The organism is Citrobacter sp. GW821-FHT02E08 (assembly GCF_059421685.1).
Map to the genome: position 1 here is coordinate 108,458 of NZ_JBWKVL010000011.1, position 26,852 is coordinate 135,309.

A 26,852-nucleotide genomic window follows, 5' to 3' on the forward strand; every position below is an offset into this window, starting at 1 on the left:
GACACACTATGATCTACCCTGATGAAACAATGCTTTACGCACCGGTTGAATGGCATGATTGCTCCGAGGGCTACACTGACATTCGTTATGAGAAATCCACCGATGGTATCGCAAAAATCACCATTAACCGTCCGCAGGTACGCAACGCATTTCGTCCTGTGACCGTTAAAGAAATGATCCAGGCGCTGGCGGATGCGCGTTATGACGACAATATCGGCGTGATTGTACTCACCGGCGCAGGCGACAAAGCGTTTTGTGCTGGCGGTGACCAGAAGGTCCGCGGCGACTACGGCGGCTATCAGGATGACTCCGGCGTCCATCACCTGAACGTGCTGGACTTCCAGCGCCAGATCCGTACCTGTCCGAAGCCGGTTGTGGCGATGGTCGCTGGGTACTCCATCGGCGGCGGTCACGTACTGCATATGATGTGCGACCTGACCATTGCAGCGGAAAATGCTGTCTTTGGGCAGACCGGCCCGAAAGTCGGCTCCTTCGACGGCGGCTGGGGCGCATCTTACATGGCGCGTATCGTCGGCCAGAAAAAAGCGCGTGAAATTTGGTTCCTGTGCCGTCAGTACGACGCGAAGCAGGCGCTGGACATGGGCCTGGTCAACACCGTGGTTCCGCTGGCGGATCTGGAAAAAGAGACCGTTCGCTGGTGCCGTGAAATGTTGCAAAACAGCCCGATGGCGCTGCGTTGCCTGAAAGCGGCACTGAACGCTGACTGCGATGGTCAGGCGGGTCTGCAGGAACTGGCAGGTAATGCCACCATGCTGTTCTATATGACGGAAGAGGGTCAGGAAGGCCGTAACGCCTTTAACCAGAAACGTCAGCCTGATTTCAGCAAATTCAAACGGAATCCGTAATGCGTAGCGCGCAGGTATACCGCTGGCAGATCCCCATGGACGCGGGGGTGGTTCTGCGCGATCGGCGGTTAAAAACTCGCGATGGCCTGTATGTCTGTCTTCGTGACGGTGAGCGCGAAGGGTGGGGAGAGATTTCCCCACTGCCGGGCTTCAGCCAGGAAACCTGGGAAGAAGCGCAGACAGTTCTGTTGGCGTGGGTAAACGACTGGCTTGCGGGCGCCGCATCGCTGCCGGAGATGCCGTCCGTCGCCTTTGGCGTCAGCTGTGCGCTGGCCGAGCTGGAAGGCACCTTGCCAGAAACGGCTGATTACCGGGCTGCGCCGCTGTGTACGGGTGATCCTGATGATCTGGTGCTCCAGCTTGCTGACATGGCAGGCGAAAAAGTGGCGAAGGTAAAAATCGGCCTGTACGAAGCCGTACGCGATGGCATGGTCGTTAACCTGTTACTGGAGGCGATTCCAGACCTGCATTTACGTCTGGATGCTAACCGTGCCTGGACGCCGTTAAAAGCGCAGCAGTTTGCGAAATATGTGAACCCGGATTTCCGTTCCCGGATTGCCTTTCTCGAAGAACCGTGTAAAACCCGCGATGATTCTCGCGCGTTTTCCCGTGAAACCGGTATTGCAATCGCCTGGGACGAAAGTCTGCGCGAGGCCGATTTTGTCTTTATGGCCGAAGAGGGCGTGAGTGCGGTAGTGATCAAACCGACCTTGACCGGTAGCCTGGAAAAAGTACGCGAGCAGGTTCAGGCGGCGCATGCGCTCGGACTGACCGCCGTCATCAGTTCTTCTATCGAATCCAGTCTGGGTTTGACGCAGCTGGCGCGCATTGCTGCCTGGCTGACGCCACAAACCATTCCTGGTCTGGATACGTTAAGCCTGATGCAAATCCAACAGGTGCGTACCTGGCCGGGGAGCACGCTGCCGTGCGTAGACGTTGATGCACTGGAACGACTGCTATGATCTTCCCTGACTGGCCGTGGCGGTACTGGCGGCAAGTTCGGGGGGATGCGCCAGCCTTACGCCTGAATGATGAGGTGTTAAGCTGGCGCACGCTCTGTACACGTATTGATCGCCTGGCGGCGGGGTTTGCCGCCCAGGGTGTGGAGGAAGACAGTGGTGTCATGCTGCGGGCCTGGAACCACCCGCAGTCTCTGTTGACCTGGCTCGCCCTGTTGCAATGCGGGGCGAGAATCTTGCCCGTCAATCCGCAACTGCCTCAACCGCTGCTGGACGCCCTGCTACCTGAACTCTCTTTACACTTTGCGCTGGTGCTGGACGGGGAAAATACCTTTCCTGCGTTGACCCCGTTGCAGATGCAGGACATTGAAAACGACTATGCCTGCGTGTGGCAGCCGCAGCGTCTGAGTTCAATGACGTTGACCTCTGGCTCGACGGGATTACCCAAAGCGGCGGTACACAGCTGTCAAGCGCATCTGGCAAGCGCTGCGGGCGTTTTATCGTTGATGTCCTTTGGTGAAGGCGATGACTGGTTGCTGTCGCTGCCGTTGTTTCATGTCTCTGGCCAGGGCATTTTGTGGCGTTGGCTATGTGCTGGCGCGCGAATGACTGTACGCGAGAAACAACCGCTGGAACAGATGCTGGCAGGTTGTACTCACGCCTCTCTGGTGCCGACGCAGCTCTGGCGTTTGCTGGTCAACCGTTCATCGATAACATTAAAAGCGGTGCTTTTAGGCGGTGCGGCGATTCCGGTCGAGCTGACAGAAAAGGCGCGTGAGCAGGGGATTCGCTGCTGGTGTGGCTATGGTCTGACGGAGTTTGCTTCCACGGTGTGTGCGAAAGAGGCGGATGGTCTGAGTGATGTTGGCTCAGCGCTGCCTGGCAGAGAGGTTAAAATCGTCAATGACGAGGTCTGGCTGCGTGCCGCCAGCATGGCGGAAGGATACTGGCGCAACGGTAAGCTGATGCCGTTAGTCAATGACGAAGGCTGGTTTGCCACGCGCGATCGCGGCGTGTTGCAAAACGGCAGGCTGACGATTGCTGGCCGTCTGGATAATCTGTTTTTCAGCGGCGGCGAGGGGATTCAGCCCGAAGAGGTGGAGCGTGTTATCACCGCGCACCCCCACGTGCTACAGGCCTTTGTGGTTCCGATTGAAGACCGCGAGTTTGGTCATCGTCCGGTGGCGGTTGTTGAGTATGATGCTCAGGCTGAAGGTGTCGATCTCGCCGCGTGGGTTCAGGGCAAACTGGCGCGCTTTCAGCAACCCGTTCGCTGGCTGACACTCCCGCCAGAGTTGAAAACCGGTGGCATCAAAATTTCTCGCCGCGCGTTGCTGGAGTGGGTTCAGAAAGTGGGAGCGTCTGATGGGTGAAAAGTGACAGCTCAGGTTCGACGAGGGATTTTTTGCGCGGGTAAGAAAATGATCATCAACCCTGCCATAATGCACGCAACGCCCAACAGTGCTTTCAGAGAGAACGCGCCCTGCATCCCAGGCAGCACCATCGACGCAATCCAGACGAGAATGTAACTGAGACTCAGCAAGGCGTATGCCTTACTGAGTTCGAGATGATGCAGTGCGTTATGCCAGCAAAAGACGGAAGCCAGATAGCCCAGCAGTCCGGAAAATAACGCGATGGCACTGGCGTGAGCGGCAAACAGTGCCGCAATGAAGGCACCTGGGTGCAGCATGGGCGGCAATGACGCCATGGCAAAGCCAAGACTCAGTTGGGCTGCCGACGTAATCAAAACGCTGAGAAGTCCCCACAGTAATCCCATTATACCGCGCTCCCAAGCACAAAAATGCCGGTGATAATCAGCCCGACGCCAAGCCAATGGCGAACAGAGACGGGCTCTTGCCAAATTTTCCAGGCGGCCAGAGTAACCCAGACAAAGTTAAGACTGAGCATCGGATAGGCAATGCCGACGGGAATCGTTTGCAAAACCAGTAACCACAGCACCATTGCCGAGCCGAGGCAGGCCAGAGCAAGACCGAGCCACAGGGCAATGTGGCGTTTTCGGTAGTGCGACTGAACCGGTCGGGTAGCCTGCTTCTGGCATAACTGTCCGCCAACGCTGAGCAAACTGGCCAGGATTAAGACAGGCCAGATCATTTGGGATAGTACTGAATTAGCACCAGACGCCCCTGATTATCAATATTATCGGCAGGTGGAATGGCAAGGTCATTGATGTCTTCATCTTTTGCAATTGAAAGCACGAGTGAAATTTTTCCCTCCTGACGATGTTGGCTAAGCCAGTCATTAAAATCAGCACGGCTGACAAAACGCCCTTTAGCGTCCGGATAATTGAGACCATATTTTAGCTCTCCTTTCTGCCCGTACATGATGATGTCATCACGCCGCAGACTCCAGGCCAGACCGGCCGCGACGCCGACGCCATCCGTCAGAATATAGCGACTCGTCATCAACGATTCCCGGGTCATCTCGACGAAAAACTGTGGTTGCTTCGACTCCATGACCCGGTCGGGGATCGAAAAACCAACGAAAATCGCCAGTCCCAGAGGGCTCAACGCAGAGAGCATCCACGTGTTGCGGGGATAACTCAGGGTATACCAGCCAAAAAATGTCCAGATGATGAAGATCCCCCATGAGCAAAAGACCTTGTACAACTCGATATGTTGCCAGATGGGGGATTTCAACGGTCCCCAGGGGGAAATAATAAAGGTCGCGACGATCCCAACAATGCCAAAGGCGATGTTAATCCAGGCATTGGCACGCAGTGAGCGGCTCTCTTTGTGTGCCGCCAGTTGGCCGTAATGCGCCATTAAGATGGCTAATGGTGCGAAACAGGAAAGCACATAGGTCGGCAATTTTCCCCTGGCGATGCTGAAAAAGAACAGCGGCATCACAATCCAGCATAACAAGTAGCCGGTGGTACGTGCGGGATCGCGGTTTTTCCAGCCCGCCCACAGTGAGCCGGGGAGCAGCCCCAGCCACGGAAGGCTTCCCGCAATTAACACAGGCAGGTAGTACCAGACAGGGGCTTTATGTTGGGCGTCGTCCATCGCAAAACGTTGAATGTGCTCGACCCAGAAGAAATAGTGCCAGAAATCCGGCTCGCGCAGGGTGATGGCAATCCCCCACGGGAGTACGATGGCAGTACAGCCCAGGATCGCCAGCCAGCCGTAAATGAACAGATCTTTCCAGCGTTTTTGGACTACTACCCACGGTAAAACGCTCACGACCGGAACGGCCAGGGCAAGAAAACCCTTGGTCATTACCCCCATGCCGCACGTCACGCCCAACAAGAGAAACTCGATGATTTTTGTCTTTGTTGACGTTGCCTGCATCCCTTCCCAGAAACAGCACATACCTGCCATTAACCACAGGGCGATTATCGGGTCGAGTACGGCAAAGGTGCCGATACTGTACACCGCAAACATCGTCAGATAGATAATGCAGGCGAAGGCGGCAGTGCGTTTATCTTGCCAGAGTCGGAATGCAAGCCAGCCCACCAGTAATGTGGTGAGTAATGTTGCAACAATAACACCGGCCCGAACGCCAAAATTGGTGGTGCCAAATAACCACTGCCCGAGACTATTGAGCCAATAACCGGCAACGGGTTTTTCAAAATAGCGTAGTCCCAGAAAATGCGGGACTACCCAGTCGCCGGACGCCAGCATCTCACGGCTGATTTCGGCGTAGCGTGATTCATCAGGCTGCCAGAGCAGGCGACTGTTGATGGGGAGAATATAGTAGAGCGTAAATAACGCGGCGAATGCCAGATAATAACGTAGAGATTTCATCACGTGTCACTCACCTGTTGCTGGCAGCCCAGCCAGCCTTCACGGCCTGCGATTTTGCCACGACCAATTTTCCCCACTGGTAATGCCTCCGGCGTGGCCGGAAGTAAATCGCCAAGCGGACAGAAAGTAATACCCGCCGCCGCCGCACGAATGAGCAGGTCTTCAAATTCCTGATGATGAGCAATACCTTCAACCTCGGCGTGAATGGTATAGACCGGTGTTCCTTCGCTCATCGATATGCGGGAGAGGAGCCAGGCATTGAATTCATCTGCCTTCACTTCCCGTCCTACAACTTCATCCCAGGTGGGGAGCGTAACGGGGATCTGCGGTGTGCCAGCTTGACCTGAATCGAGTACGGGGCGAAATAATGACGAACCCCGACAGTCGCTGTTATAGCGCAAATGGAAAGTTTCTTTTGCATGAACGACGCGCTGGTCGGCACGCCAGCCCGCGACGGCGGAGCAGGTGACCGGTCGTCCGGTTAACGCCTCCAGCGCGGTGATGCCACGTGAGATATCGTTAATGAGCGTGTAATCATCCCAGTTTCCGCTGTGGGTCTGCCAGGCATGATGATCCCAGGCGTGCAGCCCCGTTTCGTGTCGCGCGGCGGTATCGCGGATAATTTGCGCATTTGCACGCCCAATCTCTTTACCCGGCCAGGCGGTGCCTGCCAGCAGGATATCCCAGCCGTAAAGCGATGCTGCGTTCGAACGCAGCATTTTCCACAAAAATTGGGGCCTCACGAGACGCCAGAGATGGCGCCCCATGTTGTCAGGTCCGACGCTGAAGAAAAAACTTGCCCGAATATGATATCGGTTCAATGTTTCTAACAGACGGGGTACGCCTTCGCGCGTCCCCCTGAAGGTATCGACATCAATACGCAAGCCCACCGTTGTCATAATGCGTGTTCCGTTATATCTACGCTGCGCAAGAAGAAGTCCAGCGTCTCTTCTACGGTTTCATCCATAGCAATGGACGGTTCCCAATCCAGGCAGCGTTTTGCATTACGGATATTGGGTTTGCGGTGCTCGACGTCCTGATAACCTTTACCGTAGTAGGTGCTGCTTTCGACGACCCGGAAACCGGCAAACGGCGGGAAATGTTGGCGCAGCGGGTGTTTCTCGAAGCTGCTGAGCAACATTTCCGCCAGTTCCTGAATGCTCGCTTCATTATCCGGGTTACCGATGTTAATAATTTCACCCTCGCAACGGCCTCCCTCATTTTCAATGATGCGGAATAACGCCTCAATGCCGTCGCGAATATCGGTAAAGCAACGTTTCTGTTTTCCGCCTTCAATGAGCTTAATGGGAGAACCTTCGACCAGGTTCAGGATCAACTGGGTGATGGCGCGCGAACTGCCGATGCGGGCGGCATCGAGGCTGTCCAGGCGCGGGCCCATCCAGTTGAAAGGACGAAAGAGGGTAAACCGTAATCCTTCTTTCTCGCCGTATGCCCAAATCACGCGGTCCAGCAATTGCTTAGAAACCGAGTAAATCCAGCGCGGTTTATTCACCGGGCCGACAATGAGATTCGAACTATCCTCATCAAACATCTTATCCGTACACATGCCGTAGACTTCAGATGTTGACGGGAAAATAATCCGCTTACGGTATTTCACGCAGTAACGGATGATTCTCAGGTTCTCTTCAAAATCCAGCTCAAAGACGCGCAGCGGGTTACGGGTGTACTCAATCGGGGTCGCAATCGCCACCAGTGGCAGCACGACATCGCATTTTTTGACATGGTATTCAATCCATTCGGAATGAATGCTGATGTCACCTTCCACAAAATGAAAGCGCGGATGATTGAGAAAACGGCCAATCGCATCGCTGCCAATGTCCAGACCATAAACTTTGTAGTTCTCTTCCCGCAGCAATCGTTCGGTCAAATGATTACCAATAAAACCGTTCACACCGAGGATCAGCACGCGGGTAGGCCGTGTAGCGGTTGAAACAGACTGCGTATTCAGGCGAGAACCCGCCACCAGGCCCAATGCCAGCGCCAGCTGCGAGCCTTGCATATAGATACCGTCGCCAGCTTGCCCGGTGACAATCTCCAGTGCGCCATCCGCGCAGGCGATAAGCAACGGTGCGATGGAAATCACCGTTCCCGCCGGATGGTTAACTGCCATCCTGGGATGTACGCGTGATGACCAGACCGTGAACTTTTGGGTGCCGACGTAGCTAAACGCGCCAGGCCAGGGATCTGACACCGCACGAACCATATTGTGTAATTCTGTTGCCGGTTTATTCCAGTCAAGGCGGCTGTCTTCTGGCGTGCGACGGCCGTAGCAACTGGCGTCGGATTCCCGCTGGGGCATCTCTTCAATGTGCCCGTTTTTAATGGCGGGCAGAATGTTTGCCAGTAACTGGCGGGCAGCCTGACATAATTTTCGGTGCAAGGTAATCGCGACGTCTTCCGGTGCGATGATAACGTGTTGCTGAGCGACAATCGCCCCCGCATCAGCGCATTTCACCATCCGGTGAAGCGTTACGCCGGTTTCAGTTTCGCCATTGACCAGCACCCAGTTCAGCGGCGCGCGCCCCCGGTATTTGGGCAGCAGTGAACCGTGAAGATTGAATGCACCTGTCGGCGCGAGGGACAAAATGTCATCGCTGAGCAAATGGCGGTAGTAGAATGAGAAAATAACCTCAGGGGCGAGCTGGCGAATACGCTCAGTCCAGATAGGATGGTTGACGTCATCCGGAGCAAAAACCGGGATACCGGCATCAGCACCCAGGCGGGAAACCGAGCCAAAAAACGCTTTTTCTGAGGGGTTATCAGCGTGGGTAAAAATGGCGGTTATTTCATAACCTGCGTCCAGTAATGCCTCAATTCCCTGACATCCCATATCGTGATACGCGAAGACGACGGCTTTCATGCGTGACTTTCCTCAGTTGACTGCGGGTTTTGTGGACGGATAACGTGCTGAACAAAATAGCGGGGACGGGCGCGTACATCGTTATAGATGCGTCCAATATATTCACCGAGTAACCCCATACCGATGAACTGCGCGCCGATAAACGTAAACAGGACGGCAAACAGCATAAAGACCCCTTCTGCGGCCCACTGAGGTCCGAGCGTCAGTCGAAGCACGACGAGAAGTACCGCCAGAATAAAGCCGGAAGCGGCGATCACGCTGCCCAACAGGCTTAACATGCGTAACGGCGTGGTTGTCAGGCAGGTCACCAGGTCGTACATCAAATTGATCAGGCGCATGAAGCTGTATTTGGAATCGCCAAATTCGCGTTCTGCGTGATGCACCGGAATTTCTGTGGCCCGGCGGGCGAAAATATTGGCAAGAATGGGGATGAACGTACTGCGCTCCTGGCAATGCAGCATGGCGTCGACAATGTGCCGACGATAAGCACGCAGCATGCAACCATAGTCTCCCATGGCTTTGCCCGTTGTCCGTTGAATCAAATTATTGATCATTCGGGAGGCTGTTTTGCGAAACAGACTGTCCTGCCGGTTTTGACGCACCGTTCCAACGACATCAAATCCTTCCTCTGCGGTGGCCACCAGACGCGGGATCTCTTCCGGCGGATTTTGTAAATCGGCGTCCAGCGTGATCACCAAATCCCCTGTGACGTGACTGAAACCGGCCATAATGGCGGAATGTTGACCATAGTTGCGATTCAATAAGACGGCTACGATGTGGCTCTCTTCACCCTGAGACGCGTTGATCAGCAGCTCTGCAGAGTTGTCGCTGCTGCCGTCATCCACCAGCAAAATTTCGTACTCTTTGCCGAGCTGTTGGCATGCGGCGTTGGTTCGTCTGATCAGTTCAGGCAGGCTCTCCTGTTCGTTATAGACAGGAATTACAACAGACACTTTCTTAATGGGGGCAGCGTCAAACATGATTATTGTCCCACCAGCTGTTGAAGCGCCGTAATGACGCGGTCGGTATCATCGGAAGTCATATCAGGGAATAACGGCAGTGAGCAGATGCGGGCACTGTTCCATTCGGTATTCGCCAGCTGCAGATTTTTGAACTGCTCACGGTAATATTTTTGCGTGTGTGCGGCCCGGAAATGTAAACCCGTACCAATTCCGCGGGACTTAAGCGCTTCCATTAACGCGTCCCGACCCATTCCACAACGCGTTTCATCTACGCGGATGATAAACAAATGCCAGGCATGAACGTGCGCCCAGGAAGGCTGAGCCAGCGGCTGAAAGGGTGTATTCGCCAGCGCCTGTTGATAGCGCAGGGCAATCTCCGCCCGATGGGCATTAAGTTGCTCCAGCTTACGCAACTGCACCAGAGCGATAGCTGCATTAATATCGGTCAAATTGTATTTAAAACCGGGAGCGAGGACTTCAGCCTGCGGCGCCCGGCCATAGGTTTGTCGGTCATAGGCATCAACGCCAAGACCGTGAAACTTAAGGCTACGAAGCTGTTGAGCGAGATGTTTATCATCCGTCACAATTAACCCGCCTTCGGCGCAGGTGACGTTTTTGATGGCGTGGAAGGAGAAAATGGCGGTGCCGCGCCAGCCGACATGATGCCCCTTATACCGGGTGCCTGTAGCATGGGCGGCGTCTTCAATAATCGGAATACCATAACGCTCGCCAATCGCGTAAATAGCGTCCATATCGGCCGGTGCGCCTGCGTAATGTACCGGGATAATGGCTTTAGTACGGGGCGTGATCGCGGATTCGATTTGCTCCGGCGTGACCATCAACGTGTCGCTGTCAATATCGATCATCACGGGCGTCGCGCCCAGCAACACAATCATGTTGAGTGTGGAAACCCAGGTCATTGACGGTGTAATCACCTCGTCGCCTGCACCGATGCCAAGCGCCATGAGCGTGATGTGCATTCCGGCGGTGGCAGAACTCACGGCAATGGCGTGTTGGTTTCCGGTTAGCGTACAGAAGGCGTCTTCTAACGCCTGGTTTTTGGGACCGGTCGTTATCCATCCAGAGTCAAGAACTTCCCGGACAGCGGTAAGTTCTTCCTCACCCATCGCTGGGCGAGAAAAAGGCAAAAAGTCAGACATCATATTTCCTTTAGCCATAAATCGCTGTCACCCCTTATATTCAAAGAGGATAAAGAGCAGAACGAAAGGGTAGTTATTTCATTTGGTCATGCAGATTAAAGATTGAATATTAATTTAACCTTAAGAACTTAAGATGAATGAAAAATAATAAAATATTTTTGTTTTTATCTATTTATCTTTTGCCTTTATCGTTTTTTTAAGGCATTTTGCGCACATTCCTGGATTTATTTTTGAGCTGGCCTGGTAACGTGGTTTATCAGTTATAATGAGTGGAAATTATCGTGTTAGCATTAACCCTAAGTTCAGTAAAATCTAAAAAAATTGTCACTATCATGATGATGGTGTTCGCGCTTCTGGCTGGTCTCAGCACCCGTTTAGCCTGGAGTAGTAATGGATTGCCACGGATCGATAGCGAGACGCTCGCGGCCATCGCCCAGCATCATCCCGTAGTGGTGCTATATCGCCACGCTGAGCGCTGCGATCGCTCTGATAATAAATGTCTGTCGGATCAAACCGGGATCACCGTCAACGGCGCGCATAACGCCAGAGAGCGTGGCAAAATGTTTAGTGCCAATATTGCAGATTACGATCTCTATTCCAGCGATGCCGTACGTACAATCCAGTCTGCGACCTGGTTTTCCGCTGACAAGAAGGTCACTGTCGATAAAAATATGCAAAAATGTGGGCACAGTATTTATGGTTCAATTGAAGCATTACAGGAGAAGTCAAAAAATAAAAATGTGGTGATATTTACGCACAATCATTGTTTATCTTATATTGCGAAGGATAAACGCGGCGTCAAATTTGAACCTGACTATCTGGATGCGCTGGTGATGCATTCTGAGAATGGAAAGTTAATCCTGGATGGTGAACTCGTTTCCAGATAAGTAGACTGTATGAGGTTATTATGACAGCGTGGGGAATGTCGCCATAATAACCTTTAAATATGTCTGGTCTAATTACAACAGACCTTTTAACGATAACGTCTTACGGGTGGCGACATTGAGGTCGTAGCCTGCAAGGTCTTCCGGTTTTACCCACGCCCAGTCCTGGAACTCTTCATTAATCTGCACATCACGATTCGCTGAAATGCAGTCAAAAATAAGATAAATCATATAGATTTCTTCCTGACGACCATCCGCATACGTCTTGGTTCGAATATCATCGCTGAACGTCCACGGGGTAATATCGGTCAGGATTAGCTTCTCGCCAAGTTCTTCCCTGACTTCCCGGCGCAGCGCTTCTTCGATCCGTTCACCGGGTTCAACGCCGCCGCCGGATAGCGCCCACTGACCGGGAAATACACCACGGTCGTCGGCCATTTTGCATAATAGATAACAGCCATCATTCTGAATTAACGGGCAAACAATAGTCCTTTGACGCATCGATATATTCCTTGCAGGAGAGGGAGAAGGGCAGATAAAGAATACGGGACCCGGTGCACCTGTGGAAGAAGTTATTTAGCCATAAAGCGAGCCTCAACACGATTATTGTTTCTGGCAATTTAAAGTTTGTAACCATTTAGAAACGTTATGAGTAGTATTTGGTTACAATATGCCATCGGATCGCTTTTTTAGATCATTGATTCCTGAAGCACTGGCAGTACAATCCTGCGGTTTTGGGTTCTTCAATTTATTTGCTTGCTGGAAAGGGAAAAAATGAAAAAAAGCGTGTTATTCGGTCTTGCTGGGATACTGTTTGTTTCTGCGTCGGCGAATGCAATCAGTATTAGCGGCCAGGCTGGCGAAGAGTACACTAACCTCGCTGTTGGTATCGGTACTGAATCTTCCGGACTGGCGTTGAGCGGTAACTGGATGCATAGCGACGACGACGGCGATACGGCAGGCCTTGGCCTTGGTGTGAACATCCCGTTGGGACCGTTTATGGCAACAGTTGGTGGGAAAGGTCTCTGGACCAACCCGCAAGATAACGATGAAGGTTATGCTGCTGCGGTAGGCGGTGGTTTACAGTGGAAGATCGGCCAAAACTTTAACTTGTTTGGCGAGTACTACTACTCTCCGGACTCGCTCTCCAGCGGAATTGAGAGCTATGAAGAGGCAAATGCAGGGGCGCGCTTAAACATTCTGCGTCCGCTGAGCATCGAGGCTGGATACCGTTATTTGACCCTCACAGGTAAAGACGGTGCGCCTGATAACACGATTGCTGATGGCCCGTATGTAGGTGTGAGTGCCAGCTTCTGATCCTGATGGCGCGACGCCTGTCGCGCCTGCTTTATCCTGTTCACCCTTTCCCTCCTCTTTGTTTCTTACCCCCTCTCTGTGCGCTTTGCGTTATATACTCCTCATACTTCAAGTTGCAGGAGAACACGATGTTAAACGTGGAGATGTTATCCACCGGGGATGAAGTGTTGCACGGACAAATCGTGGACACCAATGCCGCCTGGCTGGCTGATTTTTTCTTTAACCAGGGAGTGCCGTTATCACGCCGAAATACGGTGGGTGACAACCTTGACGATCTGGTGGCGGTATTACGTGAACGTAGCGAACATGCCGATGTGCTGATCGTCAACGGCGGTCTGGGGCCTACCAGCGATGACCTGAGTGCGCTGGCCGCGGCGACGGCAAAAGGTGAAGGGCTTGTGCTTCATGAGGCATGGCTTGCCGAAATGGAGCGATTCTTCCGCGATCGCGGGCGAGTCATGGCTCCCGCCAACCGCAAGCAAGCTGAACTGCCTGCCAGCGCCGAGTTTATCAATAACCCGGTGGGGACGGCGTGCGGATTCGCCCTGAAGCTCAATCGTTGTCTGATGTTTTTTACGCCAGGCGTCCCGTCTGAATTTAAGGTGATGGTTGAACATGAAATTCTGCCGCGTTTGCGTGAGCGTTTTTCACTGTCTGAACCTCCGCTTTGTCTGCGTTTGACCACGTTCGGGCGCTCGGAAAGCGACCTCGCGCAGAGTCTTGATTCGCTGACGCTGCCGCCTGGAGTCACGATGGGGTATCGATCGTCGATGCCGATTATTGAGCTGAAACTCACTGGACCGGACTCGCAGCGTGCCGCGATGCAGGCGATATGGCCGCAGGTCAAACGTGTCGCCGGGCAAAGCATGATTTTTGAAGGCACCGAAGGATTACCTGCGCAAATTGCCCATTGCTTACAGGAGAGTCAACTGAGTCTGACCCTGAGTGAGCAATATACCGGCGGCCTGTTAGCGCTTCAGCTATCACGAGCGGGCGCGCCGTTGCTTGCCAGCGAAGTGGTGCCCTCTCAGGAAGAAACGCTGGATCAGACCGCACACTGGACAACGGAGCGACGCAGCAAGCATTACGCCGGGCTGGCATTAGCCGTTTCAGGGCTCGAAAACGAACACCTCAATTTTGCGCTGGCGACACCGGAAGGCACGTTTGCTTTACGTGTACATCTCAGCGCCAATCGGCACAGTTTGCAGGTGCGTCAGGAGGTCTGCGCCATGATGGCGTTGAACATGTTACGTCGCTGGTTAAACGGGATGGACATCGCCAGTGAACATGGCTGGATTGAGGTGGTTGAATCGCTGACGGTTTAGCTCTGTAATACCCGATGGCGTAGCACCATCGGGTAAAACGCCGTTAACCCAGCGCTTGTGCCAACAGCGTGATCGGATGTTCGCAGCGTTTGCTGGTGGACATCTCGATTTGCCATTTACAGGTTTCGCAGTCGGTGACCACGATATCTGCGCCGCTCTCTTCAATCTGCTGAAACAGCGGGGCGCCGATAGACTGCGATGTCGGGTAGTTTTCCTTTTTAAAACCGTATGTACCGGCAATCCCGCAACACTGGGAATCCAGCACGGTTAACTCCAGACCCGGAATTTTGCGCAGCAACTCCAGCGTGTAGAGCGTCCAGCCCATTTTTTCCATATGGCACGGCGTGTGGTAGACCACTTTGAGCGGTAGTGTTTTCAGCGGCAGGGTTTTCCCTTCATCCAGTTTGCGCCACAGCCAGCGGGTCGCCAGCTCAATGTGCTCACGCAAGCCCGCGTTATCCACGTCCAGCACTTCGGGATACTCATCGCGCAGGGCAAAGGTACAGGTTGAAGAGGTGGCAATTACCGGAATGCCTTTCACACCGATGGCTTCGCGCAGCGACTCAACATTGCTGATCGCCTGTTTGCGCGCTTTGTCGGTAAAACCATTGGCGATCAGCGGCACGCCGCAGCATTTCTCTTTACTTAGCAATTGTACGCCGGTGCCCATCGCATTGAGCACCTTAATCAAATCTTTACCCAGCTGCGGATGGTTGTAGTTAACGAAACAGCCGTGGAAGAAAGCGACCTGATCTTTGTATTGCGATTGTTGCGCCGCCACGCTGCGGTACCAGCGACGGAAAGTGCCAAAAGAGTATTTCGGCAGAGTGCGGCGATGATCGATTTTCAGCGCATAATCAAGCAACTGACGTACGGGCTTCAACGATGTGGCCGTATTCACTACCGGCGCGAACGGCGTGGAGACGCTGCCCATCAGGTCGGTATGGCTCAGAATGAAGTTACGCAGCGATGGACGCGTGGTGTCATATTTCGCGCGTGCGCGCTGGATGATATCGCCAATTTTGACGTCCGACGGGCAGGCCACTTCACAGCGCTTGCAGTTGATACAGTATTTCAGCGCTTCGTCATACAGCGCACCGTCTTTCAGGCGCAGACGCTCACCGTCCGGCCCGGCCTGTTTGGGGCCAGGATAGCTGGGATTGACCCGACTCACTGGGCACGCGGTGGTGCACACCGTGCATTTGATACAACTTTCAAAACGCGTGTCGCTCATTGCTGGCCTCCTGCACGTTCTGCTATTTGATGAGCGGCATGTAATGCACTGACTGCGCATACGCCGCCGCCACAGCCCTGGGCGATAGGGTCGAAACCACTGAGCACTGAACCTACGGCAAACAGGTTCTCTACTGTTTTACCGGCAAGCGATGGACGAAGCGCGCTATCGGTGGTAACGCCAAACTGTTGCCATGGCTGCGGGTCAAAGAAATCACGTTGATACCATTCGGCGCGGGTTGCCGTTTGTTGAACATCCAGCCCGAGAATAGGTTCGCGAATACCCTCGCGACCGGCCACCAGGCCACTGCTAAAGAAACTGCCGCTGGCGAGCACCGCAAAGCGAGGACGCAGAGGAATATCGGCATGGTTGCGGGTCCAGATTTCGCTCACGACGCCATTTTTACAGGTCACTTTTTTCACTTCATCACCCGGCATCCAGATCCCGCCCTGGCGCACGAACTGACGCTGCAGTTGGTTGTGCAGACGCATTCCCAGAACGGAAGGCGGTAGGGTAGGAAGTAGCGTCAGCGAGCAGGGTAGCTGTTCATTAAGCCAGCGCCAGAGTGTATCGTCCACCAGTCCGAAGCAGGCTGGCATAATGATCATCTCGCCGGATTTCGCTACCGGCAGCAACGCTTCATACAAAAGCTGCCACTTTTCTTTGTTATCCAGCAAACGGGCGATATTCACCGCGCGAAATTCGGTCGGGTTATCGCGAAGGACATCCAGTTCGGGGAGTTCAATTTCTGCGGTTTCGACCTCCAGGCCGAGTTGGCGCAAAGAGGCTGCCGCAAGGTGCGCCTGAAAATCCAGTAGGCCGCTTACCCCCACCACACGAATGCGTTGGGCGGCAAGCGGCCAGACGGGCACTTCCGGCGAACTGAGCCAGGTCGTGCGCAAGGTGCCCAGTGGTGTGACACGCTGATGCGCTTGCAAAACGTCGCCGTGTAAACGTGCGCCGCACGCCTCCAGTAAGTCCTGCGCTTGTTGTGCCAGATTCAGCACATGTTGCGAGCCGATGGTGGAGTAGGGATGAGCTGGTGCTTGCGCCTGCAATAATTCCAGACCCGTTTTGATATCGGTGACGGGCTGACCATCCGGCAACGTGCTCAGGAGATCCAACGAACCGGAGGAAAAATGCAGCGCGCTTTGACCACGGGTGACGATAGCGCAGCGTAATCCGCTTTTTTGCAGTTGCAGGCCGCACAGTAATCCGGCGAGGCCACCGCCCATAATGACCGTATCAAATTTCATTCTGCTGCTCCTTCTCCAGGCCGCATAATCCCTGATATACCCAGCGGGTGAATTCACTCTCGCGCAGTGCGTCACCCCAGGCAATAGGTTGTACCCCTTTCCAGCGTTCGTTGAGGAATTCAGAAAGCTGGGTGATAGATTGCGCGGCGGTGGTGACATTAAAACGTTGTAGCAGACCGGCGGCACGACAGGCGCACAGCTCGCCCTGACAGGTCCCCATCCCGACACGGGTACGGCGACGTAAATCCAGCAGGCTGTTCACCGTTAAATTTTCGACTGCGTACTGAACCTCACCGGCAGTGACCGCTTCGCATTCACAGACCAGACTGCGATGCTGACGCCCTTCGCTGAGCCATGCTGGCGTACGATCGCCATGGCGATAGATGGCAGAACCGCGCAACGGTGCGGGCAGGGAAATGATGCGGCGTAGCGTATTTTCAGTGGGTTCCTGCGAGCCAGGCAGCGCTGTTTGCGCCGTGACGCAGGGACGGCTGTTGCCCAGTTTGCGGCAAACGGCGTCGGTTGCCCATTCCGCCATCAGGCGGTAGGTCATCAGCTTCCCGCCGGTAATGGTGATAAAGCCGTCCAGTCCATCACGTTGGGCGTGGTCAAACAGCACAATGCCACGGCTGACGTTACGCCCGCTCGGATCATCGTCACTGGCGACCAGCGGGCGCACACCGGAGTATGCGCGTAGAATGCGCGTTTTCGCCATTACTGGTGCCAGCTTCTCACCTTCGCGCAGCAGGATATCAACCTCTTCGGCGGTCACGCGGTTGCTGTCAATCTCGTTGTAATCGATATGTGTCGAGGTCGTACCGATGAGTGAAATGGTATCGCCGGGGACCAGAATATCGGCATCGGACGGTTTACGGCAGCGGTTGATCACATGCTGGTTAATACGGTGATCCATGATCAGCAGCGAGCCTTTCGCCGGGAACATGCGGATACTGAGGTCGGCATACTCGGCGATGCGCTGACCCCAAATTCCGGCGGCGTTCACCACGACCGGCGCGTGCAGAGACTGGGTTTCGCCTGTCAGATGGTTGCGCACGTTGACGCCACACACCGTTGCCCCTTCGCGAATTAACCCGGTCACTTCGTGCGCCGTCAAAATAGTTGCGCCATGCTCTTTCGCGTCCAGCATGTTGGCGGCGGTCAAACGGAAAGGATCAACCGTGCCATCCGGCACTTTTACGGCACCGATCAGCGCGGGGTTTACCGCAGGTTCAATGATTCGCGCCTGTTGGGGATCAATCGCCTCAGCGCGGATCCCAGCCTCTTCACAGGCGCGAATAAAGGTGGCCTGAAAGGATAATTCATCTTCTGGCAGAGTAATGAAAAGGCCATCAGTCGGCTCTACGCAATGGCGGGCGATCCTTTTCAGGATCTGATTTTCGCTAATACACTCGCGCGCGGATTCGGCATCCGTCACCGCGTAACGCGCGCCGCTGTGCAGCAACCCGTGGTTACGGCCTGTTGCGCCAGTCGCGATGTCATGGCGTTCTACTAAGATGACGCGCAATCCGCGCAGCGCACAGTCACGGGCGATCCCTGCACCCGTGGCCCCTCCGCCAATGATAATCACGTCACCTGATTGCGAGTCGCGCGTTTTCATTGTTTTTCCTCATTGTTCGTTTTTTTATCATTTAGCCACATAAAAATCATGGTTTGTTTGATTTCGCGCATAATCGCGCATTATTCGAAAATGAAACGTGATTTCGTGCGCCTTTTTGAACATTTGTCATAATTCCGTAACAATATGTGCTGTAATTCACATTAACGACATGTATCTTTCCTTAACATCGCGGCCACACTGGGAGCAGAGGGGCTGTTTGAACGAACTGCGGTGTCTATCTCAAACTAAATACGGCCACGGAGGCTACATATGTTAAGTATTTTTAAACCCGCGTCGCACAGTGCGCGTTTGCCAGCGGCGGAGATCGACCCGACGTATCGTCGATTGCGCTGGCAAATATTTTTGGGGATTTTCTTTGGCTACGCTGCGTACTATCTGGTACGTAAAAACTTTGCTCTGGCGATGCCGTATCTGGTCGAGCAGGGCTTTTCCCGTGGCGATCTTGGTTTTGCCTTGTCCGGGATCTCTATCGCTTATGGTTTTTCAAAGTTCATCATGGGGTCAGTTTCTGACCGTTCGAATCCACGCGTGTTCCTGCCTGCGGGCCTGATACTGGCGGCAGCAGTCATGTTGTTCATGGGCTTTGTACCGTGGGCAACGTCCAGTATCGCCATTATGTTCGTTCTGTTGTTCCTCTGCGGCTGGTTCCAGGGGATGGGATGGCCGCCGTGTGGCCGCACGATGGTGCACTGGTGGTCACAGAAAGAGCGTGGCGGTATTGTTTCTGTCTGGAACTGCGCGCATAACGTGGGCGGCGGTATTCCACCGCTGCTGTTCCTGCTGGGTATGGCCTGGTTTAACGACTGGAAAGCGGCGCTTTACATGCCGGCGTTCGGTGCGATTGTTATCGCGCTCTTTGCCTTTGCCATGATGCGCGATACCCCGCAATCCTGTGGCTTACCGCCTATCGAAGAGTACAAAAACGACTACCCGGACGATTACAACGAAAATGCAGAAGAAGAGCTGACGGCGAAGCAAATCTTTATGCAGTACGTGTTGCCGAACAAACTGTTGTGGTACATCGCGATTGCTAACGTGTTTGTCTATCTGCTGCGCTACGGCATCCTCGACTGGTCGCCGACCTATCTGAAGGAAGTGAAACATTTCGCGCTGGATAAATCCTCCTGGGCTTACTTCCTTTATGAATATGCCGGTATTCCGGGCACGCTGCTGTGCGGCTGGATGTCGGATAAAGTCTTCCGTGGTAACCGTGGGGCAACCGGCGTGTTCTTTATGACGCTGGTGACTATCGCCACTATCGTCTACTGGATGAACCCGGCGGGTAATCCAGGTGTGGATATGGCATGTATGATCGTTATCGGCTTCCTTATCTATGGCCCGGTCATGCTGATTGGTTTGCACGCTCTGGAACTGGCACCGAAAAAAGCGGCAGGTACAGCGGCGGGCTTTACCGGCTTGTTCGGTTATCTGGGTGGCTCCGTGGCGGCGAGCGCCATTGTGGGTTACACCGTTGACTTCTTCGGCTGGGACGGCGGCTTCATGGTGATGATCGGCGGCAGCGTGCTGGCGGTGATTCTGCTCGTTGTTGTGATGATTGGCGAAAAACGTCATCACGAAGAGCTGACGCTGAAACGCAGCGGGAGTTAATCAAATGAAAACGACGCTAAAGAACCTGAGCATGGCGCTGATGATGGCCGGAATGGTGATGGGAAGCAGTGCTATTGCGGCCGACAGCAGCGACAAAATTGTGATCGCGCATCGCGGCGCCAGTGGCTATCTGCCTGAGCATACGCTGCCAGCTAAAGCGATGGCGTATGCGCAAGGCGCAGATTATCTGGAACAAGATTTGGTGATGACCAAAGACGACCGTTTAGTCGTCCTCCATGACCATTATCTTGACCGGGTCACCGATGTTGCCGAACGCTTTCCAGACCGTGCGCGTAAAGATGGTCGTTACTACGCCATCGACTTCACGCTGGATGAAATTAAGTCGCTGAAATTTACCGAAGGCTTCGACATTGAAAACGGTAAGAAAGTGCAGACTTATCCAGGGCGTTTCCCGATGGGTAAATCTGATTTCCGTGTTCATACCTTTGAAGAAGAGATCGAGTTTGTTCAGGGATTGAATCACTCGACCGGTAAGAACATCGGTATTTATCCGGAAATGAAAGCACCGTGGTTCCATCACCAGGAAGGGAAGGACATCGCGGCGAAGACGCTGGAAGTACTGAAAAAGTACGGTTACACCGGTAAAAAGGATAACGTCTATTTGCAGTGTTTTGATGTGGCGGAACTGAAACGCATCAAACATGAGCTGGAACCGAAAATGGGGATGGATCTCAACCTGGTTCAGCTGATTGCGTACACTGACTGGAACGAAACACAGCAGAAACAGGCGGATGGCAGTTGGGTGAATTACAGCTACGACTGGATGTTTAAGCCAGGTGCGATGAAGCAAATCGCGGAATATGCTGATGGCATCGGCCCAGACTACCATATGCTGGTTGATGAAAAGTCTAAGAAAGGGAATATCCGGCTGACAGGCATGGTACAGGACGCTCATCAGAATAAGATGGTAGTGCATCCTTTTACCGTTCGTGCTGACCAGCTTCCGGACTATGCGACTGACGTAAACCAGCTTTACGACATTCTGTATAACCAGGCCGGTGTTGACGGGTTGTTCACCGACTTCCCGGACAAAGCGGTCATGTTCCTGAATAAAAAATAACGGCTCGCGCGGATAGCGCATCGAAACTGCACCCCAAAGGTGGAAAGTCCACTGAGTCAGGTGCAGTTTTTTTTACTCAAAGGTTGCTAATGAATTCTCTGAGTTAGTCGGAAATAAATCATCATTTGAAGTGTGTTTTGATTATGAATGAAATGAATTATGGCGACACATTGGTGTTTTACGCAGAAATCCACCATTCAGCACGAATATCTTAAGATTTACTTAACTTAAACATTTATATTATCGCCTGAAATATTATCGGGTCAGAATAACGGGCGGTAGGGTATGACATTGTCAGCAACACACAACGAATTTGAGCGCTGGTGGGCAACAGAAGGCGATTGGGTCGAAGAACCTAACTACCGTCGTAATGGAATGAGTGGTGTGCAGTGCGTGGAGCGTAACGGCAAGAAAGTTTATGTTAAACGCATGACCCAACACCTGTTCCACTCTGTCCGTTATCCTTTCGGTCGCCCGACCATTGTTCGTGAAATCGCGGTAATCAAAAAGTTGAAAAGCGCGGGCGTTATCGTGCCTGAGATAATCTTTGGCGAAGCGACAAAAGTAGAGGGTGAATGGCGTGCACTGCTGGTCACAGAAGACATGGCGGGCTTTATCAGTATCGCTGACTGGTATCATCAACATGCCGAGACGCCATTTCCTGATGATGTGCGTGAAGCCATGCTGAAAGCCGTTGCTGTCGCCTTTAAAAAGATGCACAGCGTGAATCGCCAGCACGGGTGCTGCTACGTTCGTCATATCTACGTGAAAACTGACGGTACGGTTGAGGCCGGTTTCCTGGATCTTGAGAAAAGCCGTCGTCGTTTACGTCGCCATAAAGCGGCTAATCATGATTTTTCACAGCTGGAAAAGTATCTTGATCCGATCCCGAAAGCGGATTGGGAACACGTGAAAGCGCATTACTACACGCTGTAACGCACACTACATTTCAAGTTCGATATCTCCTCTTGCCTTGCAACAGCAGGGCAAGATTTCCCCTGGTTGAACAAAGGCCAGAGGCTCTGCAATCCAGTCAACCTGACCTGCGACCAGTCGAATTCGGCAGGAACCGCAATAACCTTCCCGGCACTGATACTCTACGTTGACGTTATGCGATTCGAGCGCGGTGAGCAGGGAAGGATGTTCATCCTGGCACAGCAATTGTGTGCCAGTGATGCGAAGAGTAACGCGTCCCATCAGAGCTGGAAGTTGCTCAGGTCGTCGGTGTCGACTTCGGAGTCGATCTGCCCGACCAGGTAAGAGCTGACTTCGACTTCCTGCGGCGCAACCTGCACGTTATCAGAGACCAGCCAGGTGTTGATCCAGGGGATCGGGTTTGAACGCGTTTTAAAGGGCAGATCCAGCCCAACCGCCTGCATACGAATATTGGTGATGTACTCGACGTACTGGCACAGAATATCTTTATTCAGACCAATCATTGAGCCGTCGCGGAACAGATAATCGGCCCACTCTTTTTCCTGCTGTGCGGCCAGCACAAACAGGTCATAGCACTCTTGCTGGCACTCTTGAGCAATTTCCGCCATTTCCGGATCGTCGACACCGCTACGTAGCAGATTAAGCATATGCTGTGTTCCGGTCAGATGCAGCGCTTCATCACGGGCGATCAGGCGAATGATTTTGGCGTTACCTTCCATCAATTTGCGTTCTGCAAAGGCAAAAGAGCAGGCAAAGCTGACATAGAAACGGATGGCTTCCAGGGCGTTAACACTCATCAGACACAGGTACAGCTGTTTTTTCAACGCGCGCAGATTGACGGTCACGGTTTTGCCGTTCACGTTGTGGGTGCCTTCGCCCAGCAGATGCCAGTAGCTGGTCATTTCAATCAATTCGTCGTAGTAATGCGAAATACCTTCCGCACGTTTCTGAATCTGCTCGTTAGTGACGATGTCATCAAAAACAACGGCCGGCTCGTTAACGATATTACGAATAATATGGGTGTACGAACGAGAGTGGATCGTCTCGGAGAAGGCCCATGTTTCTACCCAGGTTTCCAGCTCAGGAATGGAGATGAGCGGCAGGAGCGCCACGTTTGGGCTGCGTCCCTGGATAGAATCCAGCAATGTCTGATACTTCAGGTTGCTGATAAAAATATGTTTTTCGTGATCGGGCAAGGAGTGGTAGTCGATACGATCGCGAGAAACGTCAACTTCTTCCGGACGCCAGAAAAACGAGAGCTGCTTTTCGATCAGCTTTTCGAAGATGTCATATTTTTGCTGATCGTAGCGTGCCACGTTGACCGGCTGACCGAAAAACATCGGCTCTTTGAGCTGGTCGTTTTTCGTCTGTGAAAATGTGGTATATGCCATTGAAGTGAGTCCTGTAGGAGTGTAATGCCGGGTAGCGCTTCGCTTACCCGGCCTACAACGCCTCGAAATGTTTTGTAGGCCGGATAAGGCGTATACGCTTTATCCGGCAAAAGGCAACAAATTAAATCTTACATGCGCCGCTTTCGCAGCCGTCATCCTGAATAGAAGGCGCCAGATCGTCCTGCGCATCTTCTGCACCGTCACGCGTGTTGTGATAGTACAGCGTTTTCACGCCAAATTTATAGGCGGTAAGCAGGTCTTTCAACAACTGTTGCATCGGCACTTTGCCAGACGGGAAACGCGTCGGGTCGTAGTTGGTATTGGCTGAAATCGCCTGATCGATAAATTTCTGCATGATGCCGACCAGTTGCAGGTAACCGTCGTTATTCGGCATTTCCCACAGCAGCTCATACGCGTCTTTCAGCGATTCATAATCAGGGACTACCTGGCGCAGAACGCCATCCTTCGAGGCCTTGATACTGACATGACCGCGCGGCGGCTCAATGCCGTTGGTGGCATTGGAGATCTGCGAAGAGGTCTCGGACGGCATCAAAGCTGAAAGCGTGGAGTTACGCAGACCGTGCGTCTTGACGGATTCGCGCAGGGCTTCCCAGTCAAGGTGCAGCGGTTCATTGACGACCGCATCGAGATCTTTCTTATAGGTGTCGATCGGCAGGATGCCTTGCGCGTAGGTGGTTTCGTTAAACCACGGGCAGGCGCCTTGCTCTTTCGCCAGTTCATTAGAGGCTTTCAGCAGGTAATACTGAATGGCTTCAAACGTTTTGTGCGTCAGGTTATTGGCGCTGCCGTCAGAGTAACGTTTTCCGTTTTTAGCCAGCCAGTAAGCGTAGTTGATCACGCCAATACCGAGGGTACGACGGCCCATCGCACCGCGTTTGGCGGCCGGGATCGGGTAGTCCTGATAGTCCAGCAGCGCATCCAGCGCACGGACGGCCAGCACGGCAAGCTCTTCCAGTTCATCCAGGCTATTGATTGCACCCAGATTGAATGCGGAAAGGGTACACAGCGCAATTTCGCCGTTCTCATCGTTGACGTCAGTCAGCGGCTTGGTCGGCAGTGCGATTTCCAGACACAGGTTAGACTGGCGTACCGGCGCAACCTGAGGATCAAACGGGCTGTGGGTGTTGCAGTGGTCGACGTTCTGAATATAGATACGGCCTGTAGAAGCACGCTCCTGCATCATCAGTGAGAACAACTCAACAGCCTTAACACGTTGCTTACGGATGCTGTCGTCTTTTTCGTATCGGGTGTACAGGCGCTCAAATTCATCCTGATCGGCAAAGAAAGCATCGTACAGACCCGGGACGTCAGACGGGCTGAACAGGGTAATGTCTTCGCCTTTCAGCAGACGGGTATACATCAGTTTGTTGATTTGTACGCCGTAGTCCATGTGGCGCACGCGGTTGCCTTCAACGCCACGGTTGTTTTTCAGCACCAGCAGGCTTTCGACTTCCAGATGCCACATCGGGTAGAACAGCGTTGCCGCACCGCCGCGCACGCCGCCCTGAGAGCAGGATTTCACCGCCGTCTGGAAGTGTTTGTAGAACGGGATACAACCGGTGTGGAAGGCTTCACCGCCGCGAATCGGGCTACCCAGCGCACGGATGCGACCGGCGTTGATACCGATACCGGCACGCTGGGAAACGTATTTCACAATCGCGCTGGAGGTGGCATTGATGGAATCCAGGCTGTCGCCGCACTCGATCAGCACACAGGAGCTGAACTGACGCGTCGGGGTACGCACGCCAGACATGATCGGCGTTGGCAGAGAAATCTTGAACGTGGAGACCGCGTCGTAAAAACGTTTGACGTATTCGAGACGGGTTTCACGCGGATAGTTAGAGAACAGGCAAGCCGCAACCAGAATATAGAGGAACTGCGCGCTTTCGTAGATTTCACCGGTGACGCGGTTTTGTACCAGGTATTTACCTTCTAACTGCTTCACTGCGGCGTAGGAGAAGGTCATATCGCGGTCATGCACGATAAACGAATCCATCTGCTTGAACTCTTCTTCCGTGTAGTCTTCCAGCAGATGATTGTCGTATTTACCCATCTCAACCATTTTAGTGACATGATCGAACAGTTTGGGCGGTTCAAACTCACCATACGCTTTCTTACGCAGATGGAAGATCGCCAGACGCGCAGCCAGATACTGATAATCCGGAGCGTCGCGCGAGATCAGATCCGCAGCAGCTTTGATGATCGTTTCGTGAATATCGGAGGTCTTAATACCGTCGTAAAATTGAATGTGGGAGCGCAGTTCAACCTGAGAAATCGATACGTTATTCAGTCCTTCTGCCGCCCAATCCAGAACTCGGTGGATTTTGTCGAGATTGATGCGCTCTGTACTACCATCACGCTTTGTCACCAGCAGACTCTGATTCATGTTTTACCTGTCCGTGAAAGAAAAAATATCCCCTGGCTTATCCACTTGTGACTAACTCTGTGGATAAATACTATATATAGGGGTTGGGTGTTAAATGAAACGCTATATGGTGAGTATTCTAGTAGGGATTCTTTTCAGTACAAGAGTTGATTTTGAGGTTAAATTGAGGTTGCAAAAGGGTAAGAAACGCTAAGTGCGCGTCTTATAAGGCCTGGAGGCCATGTCAAGATTTCGCGAAAAAAAATGAAAATTTGATCGAGTGCTGATTTCTTCGGCTAAGAAAAAGATTGCGCCTTATGACGCAGCGCAATCTTTATAAGAATAGTTGATGACGTTAGTCGTTTTTGGCCGTTGTATGCAACATGTAGTTAACATCAACGCCTGGGCCTAACTTGAACGAATTGGTGATCGGATTGTAATGCAACCCGGTCATGTGACGTTCTTTGAGTTCCGTCTGATCAACCCAGCTTAACAGTTCAGCCGGTTTAATAAATTTTTTCACATCGTGCGTACCTTTGGGCACCATGCGCAAAATATACTCAGCGCCCACAACGGCCATTAACCAGGATTTCCCGTTGCGATTCAGCGTGGAGAAAAAGACCTCGCCGCCGGGTTTCACTAACTGCGCGCACGCCCTGACGACCGATTGCGGATCAGGAACATGCTCCAGCATTTCCATACAGGTCACGACATCGTACTGATGCGCATGTTTCGCCGCATGTTCCTCGACGGTTTCCTGCACGTATTCCACCTGGATGCCGCTTTCCAGCGCATGCAATTTTGCCACCTGTAGCGGCTCAAAGCCCATATCGAGACCAGTGACCGTTGCGCCCTCACGCGCCATGCTCTCTGCCAGAATGCCCCCGCCACAACCGACATCGAGCACCTTTTTACCAAACAGGCCGCCTGAGCGCTCGGTAATGTAGCCCAGACGCAAAGGGTTAATGCGGTGCAGAGGCTTAAATTCTCCCTCAAGATCCCACCAGCGCGACGCGACTGCTTCAAACTTGGCAATTTCTTCATGGTCAACGTTGTGGGTTACCGGGGGTTTTTCGGCATTCATGGGTGCTTCTACTCCTTATTTGGCAAGACAGATGAGTATATCAGCCTGACGGGACGAATAAAGCCTCTCGAGGAGGCAATCCGTTTACCTGTATTAGCGTGGTTGTGTTATAATTTGCG

General features: G+C 53.1%; 24 protein-coding genes. 9 read left to right on the forward strand and 15 right to left on the reverse strand.

Annotated elements, in window-relative coordinates:
* Window positions 1-8: 8 nt before the first annotated feature.
* Genes menB through menE form a run of 3 tightly spaced genes read left to right on the forward strand, consistent with a single transcriptional unit; the run spans window position 9 to window position 3,198 of the window.
* Window positions 9-866, forward strand: a complete 858-nt coding sequence (gene menB / locus AC07UY_RS15110) for a 1,4-dihydroxy-2-naphthoyl-CoA synthase (protein ID WP_162383064.1) — start codon at window positions 9-11, stop codon at window positions 864-866.
* Complete coding sequence (menC, locus tag AC07UY_RS15115; RefSeq protein WP_494660635.1) at window positions 866-1,828, forward strand: o-succinylbenzoate synthase; 963 nt, start codon at window positions 866-868, stop codon at window positions 1,826-1,828. Before menB ends, menC begins: the two co-directional genes overlap by 1 nt.
* The gene (gene menE / locus AC07UY_RS15120) at window positions 1,825-3,198 is read left to right on the forward strand and encodes an o-succinylbenzoate--CoA ligase (RefSeq protein ID WP_494701472.1); all 1,374 of its coding nucleotides are present in this window, start codon (window positions 1,825-1,827) and stop codon (window positions 3,196-3,198) included. The genes menC and menE overlap by 4 nt, the downstream gene beginning before the upstream one ends.
* An 11-nt stretch (window positions 3,199-3,209) precedes the next feature.
* Here menE and arnF read toward each other — a convergent pair whose 3' ends face one another.
* The 7 genes from arnF to arnB are packed head-to-tail and all read right to left on the reverse strand — an operon-like array spanning window position 3,210 to window position 10,592.
* On the reverse strand, window positions 3,210-3,602 hold the full coding sequence (gene arnF / locus AC07UY_RS15125; RefSeq protein ID WP_494701473.1) for a 4-amino-4-deoxy-L-arabinose-phosphoundecaprenol flippase subunit ArnF: 393 nt from the start codon (window positions 3,600-3,602) through the stop codon (window positions 3,210-3,212).
* Window positions 3,602-3,937 carry a 4-amino-4-deoxy-L-arabinose-phosphoundecaprenol flippase subunit ArnE gene (gene arnE / locus AC07UY_RS15130; protein ID WP_494660632.1) on the reverse strand — a complete coding sequence of 112 codons (336 nt, stop codon included), beginning with the start codon at window positions 3,935-3,937 and terminating at the stop codon, window positions 3,602-3,604. The genes arnF and arnE overlap by 1 nt, the downstream gene beginning before the upstream one ends.
* Window positions 3,934-5,589 (reverse strand): lipid IV(A) 4-amino-4-deoxy-L-arabinosyltransferase, encoded by a 1,656-nt coding sequence (gene arnT / locus AC07UY_RS15135; protein WP_494701486.1) that lies wholly within the window; start codon window positions 5,587-5,589, stop codon window positions 3,934-3,936. The genes arnE and arnT overlap by 4 nt, the downstream gene beginning before the upstream one ends.
* A complete protein-coding gene (arnD, locus tag AC07UY_RS15140) occupies window positions 5,589-6,488 on the reverse strand; it encodes a 4-deoxy-4-formamido-L-arabinose-phosphoundecaprenol deformylase (protein ID WP_494701474.1) in 900 nt (299 codons plus the stop codon). The genes arnT and arnD overlap by 1 nt, the downstream gene beginning before the upstream one ends.
* Window positions 6,485-8,470, reverse strand: a complete 1,986-nt coding sequence (gene arnA, locus AC07UY_RS15145; protein WP_494701475.1) for a bifunctional UDP-4-amino-4-deoxy-L-arabinose formyltransferase/UDP-glucuronic acid oxidase ArnA — start codon at window positions 8,468-8,470, stop codon at window positions 6,485-6,487. The genes arnD and arnA overlap by 4 nt, the downstream gene beginning before the upstream one ends.
* Window positions 8,467-9,450: an undecaprenyl-phosphate 4-deoxy-4-formamido-L-arabinose transferase gene (gene arnC / locus AC07UY_RS15150; protein ID WP_494660629.1), complete on the reverse strand. Its 984-nt coding sequence runs from the start codon at window positions 9,448-9,450 to the stop codon at window positions 8,467-8,469. The genes arnA and arnC overlap by 4 nt, the downstream gene beginning before the upstream one ends.
* A 2-nt stretch (window positions 9,451-9,452) precedes the next feature.
* Window positions 9,453-10,592, reverse strand: a complete 1,140-nt coding sequence (gene arnB, locus AC07UY_RS15155; protein WP_494701487.1) for a UDP-4-amino-4-deoxy-L-arabinose aminotransferase — start codon at window positions 10,590-10,592, stop codon at window positions 9,453-9,455.
* A gap of 281 nt (window positions 10,593-10,873) precedes the next feature.
* Between arnB and AC07UY_RS15160 the strand changes: the two genes are divergently transcribed.
* Window positions 10,874-11,479 (forward strand): histidine phosphatase family protein, encoded by a 606-nt coding sequence (locus AC07UY_RS15160; RefSeq protein ID WP_494660628.1) that lies wholly within the window; start codon window positions 10,874-10,876, stop codon window positions 11,477-11,479.
* A gap of 72 nt (window positions 11,480-11,551) precedes the next feature.
* On the opposite strand, the gene nudI is transcribed toward AC07UY_RS15160, so the two are convergent.
* Window positions 11,552-11,977: a nucleoside triphosphatase NudI gene (nudI, locus tag AC07UY_RS15165; protein ID WP_192614381.1), complete on the reverse strand. Its 426-nt coding sequence runs from the start codon at window positions 11,975-11,977 to the stop codon at window positions 11,552-11,554.
* 273 nt (window positions 11,978-12,250) lie between these two features.
* Between nudI and AC07UY_RS15170 the strand changes: the two genes are divergently transcribed.
* Window positions 12,251-12,793, forward strand: a complete 543-nt coding sequence (locus AC07UY_RS15170) for a YfaZ family outer membrane protein (RefSeq protein WP_192612876.1) — start codon at window positions 12,251-12,253, stop codon at window positions 12,791-12,793.
* Window positions 12,794-12,921: 128 nt separating this feature from the next.
* On the forward strand, window positions 12,922-14,118 hold the full coding sequence (locus AC07UY_RS15175; RefSeq protein WP_494701476.1) for a nicotinamide mononucleotide deamidase-related protein YfaY: 1,197 nt from the start codon (window positions 12,922-12,924) through the stop codon (window positions 14,116-14,118).
* 43 nt (window positions 14,119-14,161) lie between these two features.
* Here AC07UY_RS15175 and glpC read toward each other — a convergent pair whose 3' ends face one another.
* The 3 genes from glpC to glpA are packed head-to-tail and all read right to left on the reverse strand — an operon-like array spanning window position 14,162 to window position 18,226.
* Window positions 14,162-15,352, reverse strand: coding sequence for an anaerobic glycerol-3-phosphate dehydrogenase subunit GlpC (gene glpC / locus AC07UY_RS15180; RefSeq protein ID WP_192612870.1), 1,191 nt, complete (start codon window positions 15,350-15,352; stop codon window positions 14,162-14,164).
* Entirely contained in the window at window positions 15,349-16,608 is a 1,260-nt protein-coding gene (glpB, locus tag AC07UY_RS15185; RefSeq protein ID WP_494701477.1) for a glycerol-3-phosphate dehydrogenase subunit GlpB, read from the reverse strand. The genes glpC and glpB overlap by 4 nt, the downstream gene beginning before the upstream one ends.
* Window positions 16,598-18,226 (reverse strand): anaerobic glycerol-3-phosphate dehydrogenase subunit A, encoded by a 1,629-nt coding sequence (gene glpA / locus AC07UY_RS15190; RefSeq protein ID WP_494701478.1) that lies wholly within the window; start codon window positions 18,224-18,226, stop codon window positions 16,598-16,600. The genes glpB and glpA overlap by 11 nt, the downstream gene beginning before the upstream one ends.
* A 270-nt stretch (window positions 18,227-18,496) precedes the next feature.
* Here glpA and glpT point away from each other — a divergent pair, with 270 nt between their 5' ends.
* The 3 genes from glpT (at window position 18,497) to inaA (ending at window position 21,872) form a co-directional block, all read left to right on the forward strand.
* On the forward strand, window positions 18,497-19,855 hold the full coding sequence (gene glpT, locus AC07UY_RS15195; RefSeq protein ID WP_494660624.1) for a glycerol-3-phosphate transporter: 1,359 nt from the start codon (window positions 18,497-18,499) through the stop codon (window positions 19,853-19,855).
* A gap of 4 nt (window positions 19,856-19,859) precedes the next feature.
* On the forward strand, window positions 19,860-20,936 hold the full coding sequence (glpQ, locus tag AC07UY_RS15200) for a glycerophosphodiester phosphodiesterase (protein WP_494701479.1): 1,077 nt from the start codon (window positions 19,860-19,862) through the stop codon (window positions 20,934-20,936).
* A 285-nt stretch (window positions 20,937-21,221) separates the two neighbouring features.
* Entirely contained in the window at window positions 21,222-21,872 is a 651-nt protein-coding gene (gene inaA, locus AC07UY_RS15205) for a lipopolysaccharide kinase InaA (RefSeq protein WP_494660622.1), read from the forward strand.
* A gap of 6 nt (window positions 21,873-21,878) precedes the next feature.
* Here the strand turns inward: inaA and yfaE are convergent, their stop codons facing one another.
* The 4 genes from yfaE to ubiG form a co-directional block, all read right to left on the reverse strand.
* The gene (yfaE, locus tag AC07UY_RS15210) at window positions 21,879-22,133 is read right to left on the reverse strand and encodes a class I ribonucleotide reductase maintenance protein YfaE (protein WP_162379175.1); all 255 of its coding nucleotides are present in this window, start codon (window positions 22,131-22,133) and stop codon (window positions 21,879-21,881) included.
* Window positions 22,133-23,263: a class Ia ribonucleoside-diphosphate reductase subunit beta gene (nrdB, locus tag AC07UY_RS15215; RefSeq protein ID WP_203360599.1), complete on the reverse strand. Its 1,131-nt coding sequence runs from the start codon at window positions 23,261-23,263 to the stop codon at window positions 22,133-22,135. Before nrdB ends, yfaE begins: the two co-directional genes overlap by 1 nt.
* 121 nt (window positions 23,264-23,384) lie before the next feature.
* Window positions 23,385-25,670 carry a class 1a ribonucleoside-diphosphate reductase subunit alpha gene (gene nrdA, locus AC07UY_RS15220; protein ID WP_203360600.1) on the reverse strand — a complete coding sequence of 762 codons (2,286 nt, stop codon included), beginning with the start codon at window positions 25,668-25,670 and terminating at the stop codon, window positions 23,385-23,387.
* Between the two features lie 334 nt (window positions 25,671-26,004).
* Window positions 26,005-26,733 (reverse strand): bifunctional 2-polyprenyl-6-hydroxyphenol methylase/3-demethylubiquinol 3-O-methyltransferase UbiG, encoded by a 729-nt coding sequence (ubiG, locus tag AC07UY_RS15225; protein WP_203360601.1) that lies wholly within the window; start codon window positions 26,731-26,733, stop codon window positions 26,005-26,007.
* Window positions 26,734-26,852: the final 119 nt, after the last annotated feature.